The organism is Maricaulis sp. D1M11 (assembly GCF_047308265.1).
In the GTDB taxonomy this organism is placed as follows: domain Bacteria; phylum Pseudomonadota; class Alphaproteobacteria; order Caulobacterales; family Maricaulaceae; genus Maricaulis.
Window position 1 is genome coordinate 91,535 of the sequence record NZ_JBKQWY010000002.1, and the last position, 16,054, is coordinate 107,588.

Genomic DNA, 16,054 nt, shown 5'->3' on the forward strand with positions numbered 1-16,054 from the left:
TTTCATAATCTCGTACAGTTGAACGCAATCCCGCGGCACCAACAGTCCGTTAACTAAGATCGTGCGACGTTTCCGTTGATTCTGGTGCAGACTTCATTTGCGCCGACAACGACGGGGCCTGAAATGGACGATCTTATCAGCGAGTTCCTCACCGAGACCGCCGAAAGTCTTGATGTTATCGACGCTGAACTGGTCCGCTTTGAGAATAATCCGGACGACCGCGCGATCCTCGATAATATTTTCCGCCTGCTTCATACGGTGAAGGGCACGTGTGGCTTCTTGGGCCTTCCGCGCCTGGAAGCTGTAGCGCATGCTGGCGAGACCTTGCTGGGCAAGTTCCGGGATGGCGAATTGGCGGTAACCCCGCCGATGGTGACGCTGGTTCTCGAATCGATTGACCGGATCAAGATGATCCTCACCGCGCTTGAGGCCACGGGCGTCGAGCCGGCCGGTGAAGACCATGAACTGATCGGCCGTCTGGAAGACGCGGCCATGGGACGCATGGTTGAGGCGACTCCGGCTGCTCAAGAGCCTGAAGCGCCCGCCGAAGATACTCCAGAGGGCTGGGATGCGGATTTGGGACGCGAACTGCGCCCAGGTGAAGTCTCGCTCGCCGATTTGGAAGCGGCATTCCAGAGTGCTGAAGCTGAAATGCCCGGTGGGGCTGAAGCCAGCCCGGCCGAGGCACAGGAACATCTCGGCGTGGGTGATTTTGATCCGGATCTGGGCCGGGAACTGCGTCCGGGTGAGGTCTCGGCGGCTGAGCTTGAAGCGGCCTTTGCGGCGGCTGATGCTGAGGTTCCCGCGGGTGTCGCCGATCCGGTGATCACGGAAGATATGAGCCAGGAAGAGGCGTTGCAGACGGCTGTGGCCGAACTTTCGGGCAATGGTGCCGCCGGCATGGATGGTGGGCCGCGTGTCCAGCAGACGGTGCGTGTGGGTGTCGATGTGCTTGAAGCGCTGATGACCACCGTGTCCGAACTGGTGCTGACGCGGAACCAGTTGATGCAGACCATTCGGGGTCTGGAAGATGATGAGCTGAAAGGCCCGCTGCAGCGTCTGTCTGCGGTGACCGGCGAGCTGCAGGACGGGGTCATGAAAACCCGCATGCAGCCGATCGGCGATGCCTGGCGCAAACTGCCGCGGATCATCCGCGACGTCTCCACGGATCTGGGCAAGAAGATCGAACTGGAGATGGACGGGAACGAGACCGAGCTTGATCGCCAGGTTCTCGAACTGATCAAGGATCCGCTGACCCACATGGTCCGTAACTCTGCGGATCATGGTCTGGAAATGCCGGACGAACGCCTTCGTGTCGGCAAGCCGGAAAAGGGCACGATCAAGCTGTCCGCCTATCATGAAGGTGGTCACATCATCATCTCCATCGCGGATGATGGTCAGGGTCTGAACACCGACAAGATTGGTGAGAAGGCGCTGGAAAAAGGCCTGACGACGCACGAAGAACTGGCTGGCATGAATGAGGGCCAGATCCATCGCTTCATCTTTGCACCGGGCTTCTCCACGGCCGCGAAAGTGACCAACCTGTCCGGCCGCGGTGTCGGCATGGATGTGGTGCGTACGAATATCGAGCAGATCGGCGGCGTTGTGGATGTCCACTCCACGCGTGGCAAAGGGTCGAAATTCACGATCAAGATCCCGCTCACGCTTGCGATTGTTTCCGCGCTTATTGTGGGCTGCGAAGATCAGCGCTTTGCCATTCCTCAACTGTCCGTTCGCGAACTGGTTCGTGTGGGTGCAGGGTCCGAGCATGTGGTCGAGAGCCTTCACGGCGCTCATGTTATGCGTCTGCGTGACCGTCTTCTTCCGCTGGTTGACCTGCGCGTCGCCTTGCAGGTGGGCGGCGAGACCAAGATGGATGGTGACGAGGCCGGTTTTGTTGTGGTGCTCGACGCGGGCGGACGCAATGTCGGGGTTGTCGTCGATAATGTGCTCGACACGGAAGAGATTGTGGTCAAGCCGCTGTCTGAATCGCTGCGCAGCGTCGGCGCCTATTCGGGTGCAACGATCCTGGGTGATGGTTCCGTGATCATGATCCTCGATCCCAACGGTCTGGCCGCTGACATCGTCACGGCCATGGATGATGAGCGGGGGGGCGATGTGGCCGGTTCTGTTGTCAACGAGATCCAGGAAACCCAGCGCCTGCTGCTTGTTCGTGCTGGCGGCGAAGAGCCAAAGGCGGTTCCACTCGCCCTGGTGACACGTCTGGAAGAGTTCGACGCCAATACCATCGAATTCGCCAACGACCGCCATGTGGTTCAGTATCGCGGTCGCTTGATGCCGATCGTCGCCATGGGTACGCAGATGGGATCGGGAGGCGCCGATCAGCGTCAGCCGGTTCTGGTCTTTGCGGAAGATCACACCGCCATCGGCCTGGCTGTCGACGAGATTGTCGATGTGGTCGAGGAGCGCGTCGATCTGCAGATGAATTCTGATCGTCCGGGAATCATCGGCTCGGCTGTGATCAAGGGCAAGGCGACCGATGTGATCGACATTGCCTGGCATCTCGACCAGGTGCGGGCCGGATCGGTTCAGCGCCGCGCCACGTCGCGTAAGCGTGTCCTGCTGGTGGATGCAGATGCCTTTGCCCGTCGCATGGTCGCACCGCTCCTGGCTGCAGCGGGTTATGATGTGACCCCGGCCGGCGGCATGCATGAAGTGCGGTCCATTGCGGCGACGGGCGAGCAATTTGATGCCCTGGTCGGTGATCCGATCGCGCTGGAGCGGATCCAGGAAGACGCCATGTGGCCCAACGCACCGGCTCTGGCCGTCACGGACTGGCCGGAAACAGCTCAATCCGAAGGTCTGGCAGCGGTTCTCCCGCGCTCGGATCGCGGCGCCCTGATCGCCGCCCTTGATAAAGCATCCCAAGAGGAGGAAGCGGCATGACCGTGACCACGACTGACTCCAGCGAGCTCGGAACCGAAGCCATCAGCGAATACGTATCTGTTCGCATCGGCGGACAGTTGTTCGGCGCCCCGGTGGACGCCATTCGCGAAGTCTTCACGCCGCAATCCGTTACGCATGTCCCGCTGGCGCCGCCAGAGGTTGCTGGGTTGCTTAATCTTCGCGGTCGGATCGTCACCGCCGTGGACGCCCGCCGTCGTCTGGGCTTGCCGCCGCGCGAGGCCGGTGAGACCGGAATGGCACTTGGCGTTGAGCGCGGTAGTGAAATCTTTGGATTAATCGTGGACTCTGTCGGGGAGGTGCTTCGCCGCCCGAGTGCCGAGCTTGAACCGGTCCCGCCGCATGTGGACATCAACTGGCGCTCGATGGTGAAGGGTGTGCACCGCCTGGAGAAAGAACTGCTCGCTGTTCTCGATGTGTCCGCTGTTCTGGGCACGACTGCAGCTGAAGCAGCCTAACGGAGGTATTGGGGATGAAAACCTGTCTGGTTGTAGATGACTCGCGTGTCATCCGAAAGGTTGCGCGAAAAATCCTTGAGGAGCTGGATTTCAGCTGTGAGGAAGCGGCCGACGGACAGCAAGCCCTGGACGCCTGCCGACAGCATATGCCGGATGCGGTTTTGCTGGACTGGAACATGCCGATCATGAACGGTCTCGACTTTGTCAAAGCCCTGCGGCGCGAAGAACGCGGTGATCAGCCGATCGTTGTCTTCTGCACTACGGAAAACGACATGTCGCACATCACCGAAGCGCTCCGGGCCGGGGCCGACGAATATGTGATGAAGCCGTTTGACGGGGATATTATCCAGTCGAAATTCGAACAGACCGGCCTGTTGCGCGCGTCATAGGGGTTTTGCATGAGCCAGACAGTCGCTCGCCCCGGATCCGCCACTGCGATTGCCCGTGTCATCGTAATTGATGACAGCGCCGTCGCGCGTGGTCTGATGACCCGATGGATTGAAGAAGATGCTGACCTCGATCTGGTCGGATCTGCTGTGGATGGCGAGCAGGGTGTAGCCCGTGCTCGGGACCTACAGCCTGATCTTATCGTTCTTGATGTCGAAATGCCCAAGCTGGACGGGCTTGCCGCGTTGCCGATGCTGATTGAGGCGTGTCCGAACGCCAAGATCGTCATGGCCTCGACGCTGACCCGTCGCGGTGGCGAGGTGACGATCCGTGCCCTGTCGATGGGGGCTGCGGATTATGCGTCCAAACCCCAGGCCGGGCGCCTGGCCGGGGCGGAAGAGTTTCGGCGCGATCTACTGGGCAAGCTGAAAGCGCTGGCGCCGCGGCCCATTCCGCCGGTTCCCAGTCAACGTGAAATCGCGGCCGCACCGCGACCGGCAGCGCGAACGGCACCGCCCGCACGTCCGGCCGCTACACCTGCTGCTCCGCCCCAGCGCAGGGCGTTCAATCCGGTTGCTGCGCCTCCTGGGCAGCGCCATACGCCCCGTTCCAATGCCCGGCCGCAATTGATCGCCATTGGCTCATCCACGGGTGGGCCCCAGGCCCTGCGTGATGTGGTCGCCGCATTCAATGCAATGGATGTGAAGGCTCCGGTTGTGATTGCACAGCACATGCCGGCGCTGTTTACCCGAATTCTCGGTGAGCACCTGACGAAAGCCGGGGCTTTGCCGTGCAAGGAAGCGGAAGATGGAGAACGTCTCCTGGCTGGCCGGATCTATCTGGCACCCGGTGATTTCCATCTGACGGTTCGAAAGGATGCCGGCGGATTTTACGCCGTCTTGGATCAGACACCGCCGGTCAATTTCTGCCGTCCGGCTGTCGATCCGCTCTTCCAGTCCGTGGCCGAAGCCACTGGTGGACAGGCGCTCGCCATTGTTCTGACCGGTATGGGCCATGACGGACGCGAAGGTGCACGTCTTCTGCGCAATGCCGGAGGAACCGTGCTGGTACAGGATGAAGCGACGAGCGTCGTCTGGGGCATGCCCGGAGCGGTGGCCGAGGCGGGTCTCGCTGATGAAATCCTGACCCTGAAAGATATAGGACCGGGCATAGTCCGGCGCGCCAAGGGTGGACTGCAATCATGATCAAAAACGATGACATGGCCTTTGTGGCCGAGGAAGCCTACAAGCGTTCCGGTCTCGTACTGTCGATGGACAAGGGCTATCTTCTGGAAAGCCGATTGTCGCCGCTGGCGCGCGCTGAGGGTTATCCGTCTATCGAGGCGCTGATCAGTGCTGCGCGTCGTGAAAAGAATGAGCGCCTGCTCTGGGGCATCACAGAAGCCCTGGCTACGCACGAAACCTTTTTCTTCCGAGATAACACCCCGTTTGACCTGTTCAAGCAGGACATACTGCCGGTTATGTCGCGTGCCCGGGCTCGTAACGGTGTTCTGCGTGTGTGGTGCGCGGCCTGTTCCTCGGGTCAGGAGCCGTATTCCCTGGCCATGATCCTGGATGAGGAAAAGGCTCGCCTGGGCGGGCTGCGTATCGAGATCACCGCAACAGATATGGCGCCGCGTATTCTGGAGAAGGCAAAGGCCGGGATCTACACCCAGTTTGAGGTTCAGCGTGGCCTTGCGATCCAGCGGCTGGTCCAGCACTTCGATCAGAACGGCGATCAGTGGCGGATCAAGCCTCATATTCGCCAGATGGTGAATTTCCAGCGCCAGAACCTTTTGGAGAATTTCGGTTCGATGGGCATGTTCGATGTCGTCTTCTGCCGCAATGTGCTCATCTACTTCGATGCCGAGTCCAAGAAGGGCGTGCTGGCCCGTCTGGCCCGTCAGATGGCTCCCGATGGTTATCTGGTGATGGGAGCCGCCGAGACCGTCGTCGGCCTGTCCAGTGACTTCTCACCGGTTCAGGGTCGTCGTGGGCTGTACGCGCGCGGCGAGGATGGTATCCGGGCTCTGGCGGCCTGACGGATCAAGACTGACAAACACAGAAAACCCCGCTTCTGGCGGGGTTTTTTATTGGCTCATAGTCAGCGTGCATTGAATGTGACACAGCAAAAAGCCCGGATCCTGTGGATCCGGGCTTCCATGCGGGTTGGGAGCGCTGTCTTAGGACGCGACTTTTTCCTCGACCGGGTCACGCAGCACGTAACCACGACCCCAGACAGTTTCGATATAGTGTTCACCCTCCGTGGCAGAGGCGAGCTTTTTGCGGAGTTTACAGATGAAGACGTCAATAATCTTCAGTTCCGGTTCGTCCATGCCGCCATAGAGGTGGTTGAGGAACATTTCCTTGGTGAGCGTCGTACCCTTGCGCAGGGAGAGCAGCTCGAGCATCTGATATTCCTTGCCGGTCAGGTGGACGCGCTGATTGTCCACTTCGACGGTCTTGGCGTCGAGGTTGACGGCAATCTGACCGGTGCGAATGACCGATTGGGAATGGCCCTTGGAGCGACGGACGATGGCGTGAATGCGGGCAATCATCTCGTCTTTGTGGAAGGGCTTGGTCATATAGTCATCAGCGCCGCAGCCCAGGCCGCGCACTTTGTTGTCGATGTCCGCATTACCCGTGAGGATCAGGATCGGCGTATCCACCTTGGCCACGCGGAGGGTTTTGAGCACATCAAAGCCCGGCATGTCCGGAAGGTTCAGATCGAGCAGGATGATGTCGTAATCATAGAGTTTGCCGAGATCGACACCCTCTTCACCCAGATCAGTGGTGTAAATGTTGAAGCCCTCGGACTTCAGCATCAGTTCAATTGACTGGGCTGTCGCCCGGTCATCTTCAATCAGAAGAACCCGCATGGTTCGCCTCCGGTCTCAGTTGGGCATGCGCGAATCAGCCTCACGCCCGGTCGGATCATGATTAACCTTATTCGTACGCTAGGCGGAAACCCTTAACGAACATTAACCGCGTCTTGACCAGACCCCGGAATCGCAGCGAGCGACAGAATCGGTGCAGGGGGTTGATCAGAAAAACCTGTTAACTTTTACGCTGTTAACTAATTTATCTAATGAAAATAATGGGTAAGGACAGTGTCAGGTATGTTTTATAATCGCATAAAGTATGCGCAAGCTACCGTGATCAAACTATAATCCGCTGAGGAAAACCGTGCGAACCGAGCCATTGCAAAGGCTCAAATCGCACGGAATCTAAGTTTTCCACAGCTTGTTGTGTTATTCGGCAGCCATCAGCGCGGTGTCTGCGAGCGCCAGCAGTCCGGCGACACGCTCATCAGCAACATCCTTGCGGCCATCATAGATCATCCGGTCTTCATAACCGGTCAGCCAGAGCGCATCCGGATTTCTCCGGGCGATCAGAGTTGTGCCCTGTTTGGCTTCATGTGGGGAACGGTGCAGCCGGAATATGATGAGACCGTCTTCAAGAAGTTCACCCAGCGGACCGGGCACATTCCGCACAGGGTCGATCAAAGCCACCACTTCCATTTTGCCTGCCTCGGTTGAGAGCGAGAAACGCGAACGTTCAATGCCCGACAGACCATACTGGCTGTCCCGATGCAGCTGATAGGCGGTTTCTACCGGGACGGCGAAGGCGCGATGCCCCTCAATTTCCCGGCACTGGAAGAAATAGTGATTATTGACACCCAGGCGTTTCATTTCCTGTTGCAACAGGCGAAGCGCCTGTTCGTCATCATTCACACTGTCGATAATGGGGGTCTGGTTCTCCAGGGTCACAAACGGGCGTGAGCGCAGAGAGGTGATGGCGTCGGCTACCAGCGGGTTGCGCACTGGGCGGCCGGTCTCATCGAATGTGTAACTGCCGTCCTCGTTGACATGGAGAACTTCATCCGGGTGGGTGAAGTGCACCATGAACGAGATGAGGACCTGCGGGTGCAGTTCATGGAACAGGTCCAGCATGTCGAGGAAGTTCTGGTCGATCCGTTCCGGGAAGAAGGCGAGTTCTTTCGTACCGATCCGGATGATGTCGAGGCCGGCCTCGGCCAGGCCATTGAGGTAGTCGAACAGGTTGCGGTTCGACAGCACCATGGGGTCGCCGCCGGACAGAAGGGCTTCACGAATGCGCGGGCGCGTGGTTTCGCCGCGTGCGACCTTGGCGTTGTGATCTTCGATATAGGTCCGGATCTCGTGGATCGAGCCGGTATCCTTCTCGGTCTTGCCGGTCAGGAAATCGGAGCGATAGCAGTAACGGCACCAGGATGAGCAGGCCCGCACCACATAGAGAAGGACCAGTTCATACTTGTGCAGCAGTCCGGGAACCGGGCTGTAGGACAGCTGGTTGGACGGATCGCTTTCTCCGGAGAGGTCATTCGTTTCCTCCGGGCGGGCCTTGATCAGGTTCCGCACGGCCTCGCTGCGGCGGGCGAGGTCCATATAGTATCCTGTGGCGCGCGGGGGCAGGCGGTCGGATACTCCGGCGCGTTCCAGCTCGTCCAGTTCGCTCTGCGAATAGACTGATGCCCCTCCGTCGCGCAGATAGGCGCGGTATTGGGCGAGGTCATGCTGGATGTAGCGACGAAACTTACTCTCACGGATCTGAGAGTAGAGATTGTCCTTGTGAGCGCGGCTGCGCGTTTTCAGTTTGGGCCGAGAACCGGCAATAAGCGTGCGCGACTTGGCGGGCGGCATGCGTGTCTCCCGTCAGTTGGGGCGTGCGGTCTGCGGAACATGGCCTCATCCGTCTCCCGGGAGGCTCCAGTTTCTTGCAGGACTCGTCACGTGAGTGGCTGAGTGATGGCGCCAAACTAGCGTGTCGCACGCGTTTGTGAACCGGTGGAGCGGAAAAACATCAGGGCTGCAGATTTTGCCGGGTGTTTACACACCGGCAACCGACGCTTCCTAGGCTTTCCCTGTCATCCTGATTCTCCAGGGTGCATGTCATGTCAGGACAGGCCAATGCAAACACTTATCGATCGGATCGGACGGCTTGATGCCCGCATTCTCGAAGGGCGGGTCACAGCACTGAACGGTTTGATGGTCGAGGTGGAAGGGCCACAGTCTGGCCTGAGCCTGGGCGCCCATGCGGTGATTGAGACACCCCAGGGCGGCGCGCCGTGTGAGATTGTCGGCTTTCGCGGCACCACAGCGCTGACCATGCCGTTCGGCGCCTTGCATGGCGTGCGACCGGGTGCGCGGGTGTTTCTGCAACCGGATGCGGCGAGTATTCGCCCAAGTCTGGCCTGGCGAGGCCGTGTGATTGATGGGTTCGGCCGACCGCTTGATGGTCAGGGTGATTTGCCGGAAGGCGGACGGGCCTGTCTGATCAAGGCGGATCCGCCGTCAGCTCATGGCCGTGACCGGCTGGGTCAGCGCCTGGATCTGGGTGTGCGGGCGCTCAACACGTTCACGCCGATGCGGCGCGGACAGCGCCTGGGTATTTTTGCGGGTTCCGGTGTGGGTAAATCCGTTTTGATGTCGATGCTGGCCCGGGCCTGTGCGGCCGATGTGATCGTGATCGGGCTGATCGGTGAACGGGGCCGCGAAGCGCGCGAATTTGTGGAAGACGTGCTGGGGCCCGACGGTCGCCAGCGGTCTGTCGTCGTGACCGAAACCTCGGATGCGCCAGCTCTCGCGCGTCGCCAGGCCGCCTATATGACATTGACGGTCGCCGAGTATTTCCGGGATGAGGGTCTGGATGTCCTGTGTCTGATGGACTCGGTGACACGGTTTGCCATGGCCCAGCGCGAGATCGGCCTCGCGGCCGGTGAACCGCCGACGACGCGGGGCTTTACGCCCTCGGTTTTTGCTGAATTACCAAGGCTTCTCGAACGCGCTGGTCCGGGGCCTGTACGTCCTGGACAAAAAAGCGGATCCATTACCGGTCTTTTCACTGTTTTGGTGGATGGTGATGATCATAACGAGCCCGTAGCCGATGCGGTTCGCGGTATTCTCGATGGTCACGTGGTCATGAATCGCTCCATCGCAGAACGTGGACGCTATCCGGCGATCGATGTTTTGAAATCGGTCAGCCGCTCTGCACCTGAGGTCTATGACCCTGCCGAGCGACCGCTGGTGGCCGAGGCTCGAAAACTGCTCGCCGATTTCGGCGATATGGAAGAATTGATCCGCCTGGGTGCGTATTCCCAGGGGGCGAATCCGGAGGTGGACCGGGCCATCGCGCTCAATCCGGCTCTTGAAGGGTTTCTGACCCAGGCAAAAGACGATGCGTCGGACATTCCGACGACATTCGCGGGTCTGGCTCAGATTTTACATGGTGGTGAAGGAGTCGTCGCATGACACGCTCGCATCAACCTTTGATCCGACTGGCGCGGTTCAAGGTCGAGGAATTGCAAAAACAGCTTGCCGAGCTGGACCGGTCGAAAGCGTCGCTGAATGACCAGATCGTCCGTTTGGAGGCGTCCGTACCTGAGGAACAGGCCCAGGCGACCCAGTCCAAGGAAGGCTATCTGGCCTATGGATCGTATGCCCAGGCGGTGATCAAGCGGAAGGAAAACATCCGCGCCTCGCTCACCGAGGTTGAGACCCAGGCGGATGCCTTGCGCGAGCGCTTGTCCGAAGCCTTCCAGGAATTGAAGAAATACGAACTCCTCGAAGAGCGTCGCCTGGCCCGGGCCGAAGATGCTGTCAGACGCGCAGAGCAGGACGGGCTTGATGAAGTGGCCCAGATCCGCCATCGCCGCTCGCATTAGCGCAGACCGAGTACTTCTCCGATCAGCAAAGGCCACCTCCATGGGAGGTGGCCTTTGTGTTTGCCCCGGCCCGCATGTGGTTGGGCTGTGAGACGGACCGGAGCGCAGGAGACGGATCAGAAATTGCGGGACCAGCGCACATCGAGACGGGCATTGGTGCCAGGTTCGGTGACACCCGCAAAAACCCGCTCATAGTCTTCATCAAACAGATTATCGACGCCGACATTGATGGTGAGGCCGCTCTGTTCCAGCGGTTGCCAGCGGGCATAAGCGCCGAACACGGCATACGCATCGCGTTCCGCGTCCGGGCTTGTCGTATTGTCGAACTCTGCCGCCCATTCCATGCGACCGCCCAGGACCAGACGCTGTGCGTCCAGGGTCCAGCGCGCATCCAGGAAAAGCCGGTCAGGCGAGAGGGAGCCCAGGGGATCACCGCTCTCGCTGTCCTCACCATCGATATGGCTATAGCTGGCATCGAGACTGAACGGGCCGTGTTCATAGCGAAGCTGGGACTCGATACCGCTCAGCTCGGCATTGCCGACATTGCGGCTGAACGAGGTGCCCGCCGAACACGGTGTGAAGAAGGGCGGCGCAAAACACGTGGGATTGAACGCGAACGCGACCGTCAGATCGATCAGATTTGTTGCGTCCGTTTCAAAATAGGCGGTCCGCCATTCCAGCTGGTCCGCTGAGGTGAACAGGCCGTTGCGGCGCACGCTGACACCCAGTTCCCAGGTTTCGGTTTCTTCCGGCAGGAGATCCGGATTGGCAATGAACTCATTGGTGATGAACACCGGCGCACCCAGGATGGGGTGGGGTAGGGAGAAATGGGTCCCGTCCATATAGAGTTCATTGATCGAGGGCGCGCGGAAGGCCTCTCCCCAGCTTGCAAAGATATTGAAGCTCTCAACGGGGGCATATGTCGCGGCGAAGCGTGTAGACGTAGCACTGTCTGACGTATCGCCAGCAAGATCAGATGAGGTCTCGAAATCGTCATACCGGACACCGGGCACCAGGGTGATCCGACCGGGCAGGCTGAACGGCGCCGGACCGGTCAGTTCCAGCTGGGTATAACCGGCTGTGTACTGACTGGACGCATTGGGAGCGCCGCCACGAATGCCATCCGTGGCCGCCGTGTCCAGACCGGTTTGTGTGTCCTCGTAATACTCACCGCCCACGGTCAGGGCTGCGTCATAGGCTCCCAGATCGAACTCAAAACGTTGATCAGCGCGAACGCCGATTGTTTCCAACTCGCGGGAAAGAAAGCGGTCGCTCGATCGTTCAGCCTCGTCCACCGTGGACGTGTTGCGGTAGACGGTAACATCCAGATCCAGCCAGCTCACAGAGGGCGGGGTCAGATTGACTGTCAGGGCAAGGTTGTCGGACGTGATATCCTTGTCGACCAGAAGATTGAGGGGATCTGCAACAGCAAGGCCCTGACCATTATTGGGTTCTGTTGCCTCACCCTCATAACGTTGCCAGCTGAGTTCACCGCGCAGGCCGTCGCCCAGATCCGCGCCTACCTTGATCAGACTGGAAAACAGCTCATCCTCGGCGGGCAGATCATCGCCTGAAGCCAGTCGGATGTCCGAACTGGAACGCTGGCTGACAGAGACGAGACCATCGAACCGGCCGGTCTGACCATAGAGGCTGGCTGATGTCCGTACTTCCTCGGAGACCGAGGAGAGACCTGCGCCGAGATTGAAACCCCAAGTATCGTTTGCGTCCAACAGGTCCTGCGCGCTGGCTGTCTGAAAAGCGATAACCCCGCCCGAAGCGCCGGAGCCATAAAGAGCCGATGATGAGCCGCGCACCGTCTCCACACCGACAAGCAGGGCCGGATCCACAAAAAGCACGCCATCATGAGCCGAGGTGAAATTTTGGCGGCTGCCATCGAGCAGCAGGGTGGTGTTCTCGCGTCCCTGACCGCGAAGAGCCAGGGTTTGGCCCGTGCGCCGGGGACCGCCAGCGATGTCGAGCCCCGGAATGTCACGCAGCAAATCATCAAGATCGGCGGGCCGGAGCAGATCCAGCGTTTCCATGTCCAGGCTGGAGAGCAGGCCGGGATAATCAAAGGCGTCGATTTTGGTTTTGGTCGCCTCGACGATGATGATGTCGTCAATGTCGTCAATGTCGTCGATGGTGGTGTCTGTTTGAGCCAGCGCCAGGCCGGGCAGACAAAAGGCTGCTGCGCTGCCGAGAAGAAGATATTTCATGGTCACCCCTGAACTGCGAATGATTATCAACTGCGACGTTATTGCGCCTTGATTTATGCAATTGCAAGTGAGAAACACTCACAATAAGCATGCGGGCTTTTCGGCGCGCAGATTGAGACCTCAAGGGGAATTCAGATGAAAACGATGATGGCGGCTGGACTTGGCGCACTGGTTTTGCTGGGTGGGTGTACGGTGACGACCGATATTGATTTGCGGGACAGTGTCCCGCCGGTCGCGGCCGACGCTTCCCGGTTTGAGGCCGATCGCGCGGCGATCCTGGCCATGCAGGGCGAATACGAGGTGACGTTCGACTTCCGTGAGACCGTGGCTGTTGCTCCGGGTTACGAGCTCGCTGAACCGAAACTGACGCCGGCTCGCGAGATCGTCATTGTCGTGGAAGACACGGGCGACACGATCATGCTGCAGCATCTGTTGGTCGTGGGCTCGGCGGAAGACCCTTTCATCGTGAAGCACTGGCGTCAGGACTGGCGATATGAACCGGCCAGCCTGCTGGCGTTTCAGGGACATGATGACTGGGTGATTGAAAGCGTGGCTGCTGACGATCGTTCGGGGGCGTGGTCGCAGACAGTCTACCAGGTGGATGACAGTCCGCGTTATGCAGGCCTCGCACGCTGGACCCATGATGATAACGGGATTTCCACGTGGGAACCGGCGGTGTCCCTGCGTCCGCTGCCGCGCCGGGATGATACAACGCGTGATGACTATGACGCGATTGCTGCGGTGAACCGGCACACCATTCTCAATTGGGGCTGGACCCATGAGCAGGACAATTCGAAAATCGCCCTGCGTGATGGGGTGACCACGGAGATTGCGCGAGAAATTGGCATCAATACCTATCGCGAAGCCCCGGTCGAGGGCGCGCAGGCGGCGTATGACTACTGGGACCTGACCCAGGCGTACTGGGCCCGGGTGCGCGAGCATTTCCTGGCGCTGGAAACCGAGGGCCAGGCCTTCCATATCGAGGATGATGCCGAAGGCACGCTACTATATGGCGCCATTCTGGACGCTGGGCAGAGCGTGTTGTTCGAACAATCCACAACGGATCAAGCCTGGGAGGACATCCAGCCCTTCCTGGAAAGCCAGATTCAACCGGTCGACTAGTCAGGCAGGAGACCGGTGATAGGCGGGCGGCTGAGCCATCAGTCGCCCGTTTTCATGTCACCGATGGTGATGGCTAGTTCCGGCCATAGCGCCGTTTGGTCCAGAAGAAGAACGCGATCAGGATGAAATAGATCGACAGGCGCAGGAGCACGACTATGCCGCCGCGCTCATCGACGCGGCTGAAGGCGATATCAAATGCGAAATCCACGGGCACACCGGTCGCGACGCGAAAGAAAAAGGGCGCCACGGAATCGACCAGAAACGCAATCGCCGCCGCGGCTGGCCATTGTGGCCATTTGCGGATGATCAGCGCCCCCACCAGTGACAGGACGATGATCAGCCACCAGTCGAAACCGGTGAAGCCATAGGCCAGTCGTTCGGAAAATGAATCATACATGCAAAGCCCCCAACTCTTTGAGCGGGTAGATTAGGCGGCTTCCTTGCCGCGGGCCAGAGTTCCGGCGAGCGCATCCAGATCACGCGATGCCCCGGATTGAGGGGAGCGGATGGCGACCAGGGTTTGTGCCCGAATCGCAGCCGGAATTGTGTCGTCGCGCTGGACGATTCCGGCCAGGACAGGCGTGAAACTCAAAAAACTCTCGCAGGTCTTCTTGAAAGCGGAAAAGGCGTCATGAGCCGCTGCCCGGTTGGGTGTGTTGTTGACCACGACGAGCGGGGCCGCACCGTCATCCTGCAAGCGCAGGGATTTGACGAAGGCATAGGCATCGGTCAGCGATGTGGGCTCGTCATTGAGCACGATCATCACATCATCCGCGGCCAGGGCCAGACGCAGGGTCGAGCGGTCCGCTCCAGCTGCGAGATCAAGAATGGCGCGATCATAGGACAAGGCTAGGGCCGCAGTGCCTGCTGCCAGCTTGGTCAGGCTGGGACCGGACAGATTGGCCAGGGCGCCCGATCCGGAGCGACCGGAAATCACGTCAAACCCGCCGCGTTCGGGCGCGCCGCCAAAGGCCGGGCAAACAGCCTTCTCCAGCGATACTGTTCCATTGATCACGCTGGCGATGTCCGAGGAGGGGTTCAGACCCAGCTGAACGTCGACATTGGCCATACCCAGATCACCATCGACCAGGAGAACCCGCTCACCCAATTGCGAAAAAGCGCGGGCGAGTCCGGTTGAAATTGCGGTCTTGCCAACCCCGCCCTTGCCAGAAGCGACGGCGAGAATGCGCCCGGCGGCGCGGTGTTCCGGTGCAGTGGCCAGTTTCATCAGTCAATCGCCTCGTCAAATGGCATGTCGCGTTCGTCCAGAAGCGCGCGGGCCAGGCGCAGCGGTGTGGCCGGAGCCAGACCACCGCCAATAAAGGGCGTGGAAGAAAGTTGTGAAAAGGCGAGGCCGGTTTCGCCCACGCCCAGCAGAGCCCCCATACGGCGGGCGCAGTCGAGCTTGACCGGGATGGCGCGCCCCGCCCCGATGGAGGCAAACAAAGAGGCCGCATCTTCAGCGTCTTCCGGTGCCAGTCCGGCATCAAAGACATAAATGATCTCGGCATCACCGGCATCGGCAAAGGCCAGCGTCATGTCCAGATCATCGAGTTCAAACGGGTTGACGGCGGGGCTGTCGATCAGCACCGGGCCAGTAATGTCGCGCAAGGCGTCGGACAGTTCACGCGGATCGTCCACAGCCTTGAAGTCTGCGCCCATGGCTTTGGCGAGGCTGGCCAGGCGGGCATCGGCACCGGCGCGTTCACCGTCGCAGGAAATCATCAACGGGCGAGCCCCTGCGCCTGTGGCGCGTGCGGCAATCTTGGCCATGGCTGACGTCTTGCCCACACCCGGTGTGCCGGCAAACAAAAGCGGGACTTCCGGTATCGCCGGGATTGGCAGGAAGGCATAGCGCGCCTCAATTGCGTGAGCGAGGCGGGCCACCGATACGCCGTCGGACAAATCCTGGGCAGAGCGGATCAGGCTTTGCGCGGCAATACCGGGCACGCGGTGAAACCCTAAAGAGCGGATGATGCGCTCCAGGTGTTCGTCTTCATGGTCGCCGCGTTCGATCTGCCATTCATCTGCCAGCCGGGCGCCCCGATCACGCAAAGGTTCCGGTTCCGCCTCGCGCATGGGGGCGTCGGAGGCCGCACGGACCTGGACGCCGCCTTCCGGGCCGTCATGAGTGGAGATGATAACCGCCTCGGGACCCATTTCCCGTCGGACATCCGACATGGCTTGAGTCAGGCTGGGGGCGGCAAAGGTTTTCAGACGCATTGTCGAATATTCCGGCTCGGC

At 60.0% G+C, this 16,054-nt stretch carries 14 protein-coding genes; 8 read left to right on the top strand and 6 right to left on the bottom strand.

What is annotated here, in order from left to right:
- Window positions 1-123: 123 nt before the first annotated feature.
- The 5 genes from RMQ97_RS04565 to RMQ97_RS04585 are packed head-to-tail and all read left to right on the top strand — an operon-like array spanning window position 124 to window position 5,811.
- A complete protein-coding gene (locus tag RMQ97_RS04565; RefSeq protein WP_413659670.1) occupies window positions 124-2,907 on the top strand; it encodes a chemotaxis protein CheW in 2,784 nt (927 codons plus the stop codon).
- A complete protein-coding gene (locus RMQ97_RS04570; protein WP_413659671.1) occupies window positions 2,904-3,383 on the top strand; it encodes a chemotaxis protein CheW in 480 nt (159 codons plus the stop codon). The genes RMQ97_RS04565 and RMQ97_RS04570 overlap by 4 nt, the downstream gene beginning before the upstream one ends.
- A 14-nt stretch (window positions 3,384-3,397) precedes the next feature.
- Window positions 3,398-3,772, top strand: coding sequence for a response regulator (locus RMQ97_RS04575; RefSeq protein ID WP_413659672.1), 375 nt, complete (start codon window positions 3,398-3,400; stop codon window positions 3,770-3,772).
- A gap of 9 nt (window positions 3,773-3,781) precedes the next feature.
- A complete protein-coding gene (locus RMQ97_RS04580) occupies window positions 3,782-4,975 on the top strand; it encodes a protein-glutamate methylesterase/protein-glutamine glutaminase (RefSeq protein WP_413659673.1) in 1,194 nt (397 codons plus the stop codon).
- The gene (locus RMQ97_RS04585) at window positions 4,972-5,811 is read left to right on the top strand and encodes a CheR family methyltransferase (protein ID WP_413659674.1); all 840 of its coding nucleotides are present in this window, start codon (window positions 4,972-4,974) and stop codon (window positions 5,809-5,811) included. Before RMQ97_RS04580 ends, RMQ97_RS04585 begins: the two co-directional genes overlap by 4 nt.
- 141 nt (window positions 5,812-5,952) lie before the next feature.
- Here the strand turns inward: RMQ97_RS04585 and ctrA are convergent, their stop codons facing one another.
- Entirely contained in the window at window positions 5,953-6,648 is a 696-nt protein-coding gene (gene ctrA / locus RMQ97_RS04590) for a response regulator transcription factor CtrA (RefSeq protein ID WP_413659675.1), read from the bottom strand.
- Window positions 6,649-7,020: 372 nt separating this feature from the next.
- Window positions 7,021-8,451, bottom strand: coding sequence for a hypothetical protein (locus RMQ97_RS04595; protein ID WP_413659676.1), 1,431 nt, complete (start codon window positions 8,449-8,451; stop codon window positions 7,021-7,023).
- Between the two features lie 267 nt (window positions 8,452-8,718).
- On the opposite strand from RMQ97_RS04595, the gene fliI reads away from it, so the two are divergent.
- On the top strand, window positions 8,719-10,059 hold the full coding sequence (gene fliI / locus RMQ97_RS04600; protein ID WP_413659677.1) for a flagellar protein export ATPase FliI: 1,341 nt from the start codon (window positions 8,719-8,721) through the stop codon (window positions 10,057-10,059).
- On the top strand, window positions 10,056-10,472 hold the full coding sequence (gene fliJ / locus RMQ97_RS04605) for a flagellar export protein FliJ (protein WP_413659678.1): 417 nt from the start codon (window positions 10,056-10,058) through the stop codon (window positions 10,470-10,472). The genes fliI and fliJ overlap by 4 nt, the downstream gene beginning before the upstream one ends.
- 116 nt (window positions 10,473-10,588) lie before the next feature.
- Here the strand turns inward: fliJ and RMQ97_RS04610 are convergent, their stop codons facing one another.
- Entirely contained in the window at window positions 10,589-12,688 is a 2,100-nt protein-coding gene (locus RMQ97_RS04610) for a TonB-dependent receptor domain-containing protein (RefSeq protein ID WP_413659679.1), read from the bottom strand.
- 135 nt (window positions 12,689-12,823) lie between these two features.
- Here RMQ97_RS04610 and RMQ97_RS04615 point away from each other — a divergent pair, with 135 nt between their 5' ends.
- Entirely contained in the window at window positions 12,824-13,810 is a 987-nt protein-coding gene (locus RMQ97_RS04615) for a DUF6607 family protein (RefSeq protein WP_413659680.1), read from the top strand.
- A 73-nt stretch (window positions 13,811-13,883) separates the two neighbouring features.
- Here RMQ97_RS04615 and RMQ97_RS04620 read toward each other — a convergent pair whose 3' ends face one another.
- The 3 genes from RMQ97_RS04620 to RMQ97_RS04630 are packed head-to-tail and all read right to left on the bottom strand — an operon-like array spanning window position 13,884 to window position 16,033.
- A complete protein-coding gene (locus tag RMQ97_RS04620; protein WP_413659681.1) occupies window positions 13,884-14,207 on the bottom strand; it encodes a hypothetical protein in 324 nt (107 codons plus the stop codon).
- Window positions 14,208-14,237: 30 nt separating this feature from the next.
- Window positions 14,238-15,038 (bottom strand): AAA family ATPase, encoded by an 801-nt coding sequence (locus tag RMQ97_RS04625; protein ID WP_413659682.1) that lies wholly within the window; start codon window positions 15,036-15,038, stop codon window positions 14,238-14,240.
- Complete coding sequence (locus tag RMQ97_RS04630) at window positions 15,038-16,033, bottom strand: flagellar biosynthesis-like protein (FlhF) (protein ID WP_413659683.1); 996 nt, start codon at window positions 16,031-16,033, stop codon at window positions 15,038-15,040. Before RMQ97_RS04630 ends, RMQ97_RS04625 begins: the two co-directional genes overlap by 1 nt.
- Window positions 16,034-16,054: the final 21 nt, after the last annotated feature.

What these genes read in the sequence shown, in the direction of transcription:
- RMQ97_RS04565 (WP_413659670.1), top strand. Translation starts at nt 124, where the DNA reads ATGGACGATCTTATCAGCGAGTTCCTCACCGAGACCGCCGAAAGTCTT.
- RMQ97_RS04570 (WP_413659671.1), top strand. Translation starts at nt 2,904, where the DNA reads ATGACCGTGACCACGACTGACTCCAGCGAGCTCGGAACCGAAGCCATC.
- RMQ97_RS04575 (WP_413659672.1), top strand. Translation starts at nt 3,398, where the DNA reads ATGAAAACCTGTCTGGTTGTAGATGACTCGCGTGTCATCCGAAAGGTT.
- RMQ97_RS04580 (WP_413659673.1), top strand. Translation starts at nt 3,782, where the DNA reads ATGAGCCAGACAGTCGCTCGCCCCGGATCCGCCACTGCGATTGCCCGT.
- RMQ97_RS04585 (WP_413659674.1), top strand. Translation starts at nt 4,972, where the DNA reads ATGATCAAAAACGATGACATGGCCTTTGTGGCCGAGGAAGCCTACAAG.
- ctrA (WP_413659675.1), bottom strand. Translation starts at nt 6,648, where the DNA reads ATGCGGGTTCTTCTGATTGAAGATGACCGGGCGACAGCCCAGTCAATT.
- RMQ97_RS04595 (WP_413659676.1), bottom strand. Translation starts at nt 8,451, where the DNA reads ATGCCGCCCGCCAAGTCGCGCACGCTTATTGCCGGTTCTCGGCCCAAA.
- fliI (WP_413659677.1), top strand. Translation starts at nt 8,719, where the DNA reads ATGCAAACACTTATCGATCGGATCGGACGGCTTGATGCCCGCATTCTC.
- fliJ (WP_413659678.1), top strand. Translation starts at nt 10,056, where the DNA reads ATGACACGCTCGCATCAACCTTTGATCCGACTGGCGCGGTTCAAGGTC.
- RMQ97_RS04610 (WP_413659679.1), bottom strand. Translation starts at nt 12,688, where the DNA reads ATGAAATATCTTCTTCTCGGCAGCGCAGCAGCCTTTTGTCTGCCCGGC.
- RMQ97_RS04615 (WP_413659680.1), top strand. Translation starts at nt 12,824, where the DNA reads ATGAAAACGATGATGGCGGCTGGACTTGGCGCACTGGTTTTGCTGGGT.
- RMQ97_RS04620 (WP_413659681.1), bottom strand. Translation starts at nt 14,207, where the DNA reads ATGTATGATTCATTTTCCGAACGACTGGCCTATGGCTTCACCGGTTTC.
- RMQ97_RS04625 (WP_413659682.1), bottom strand. Translation starts at nt 15,038, where the DNA reads ATGAAACTGGCCACTGCACCGGAACACCGCGCCGCCGGGCGCATTCTC.
- RMQ97_RS04630 (WP_413659683.1), bottom strand. Translation starts at nt 16,033, where the DNA reads ATGCGTCTGAAAACCTTTGCCGCCCCCAGCCTGACTCAAGCCATGTCG.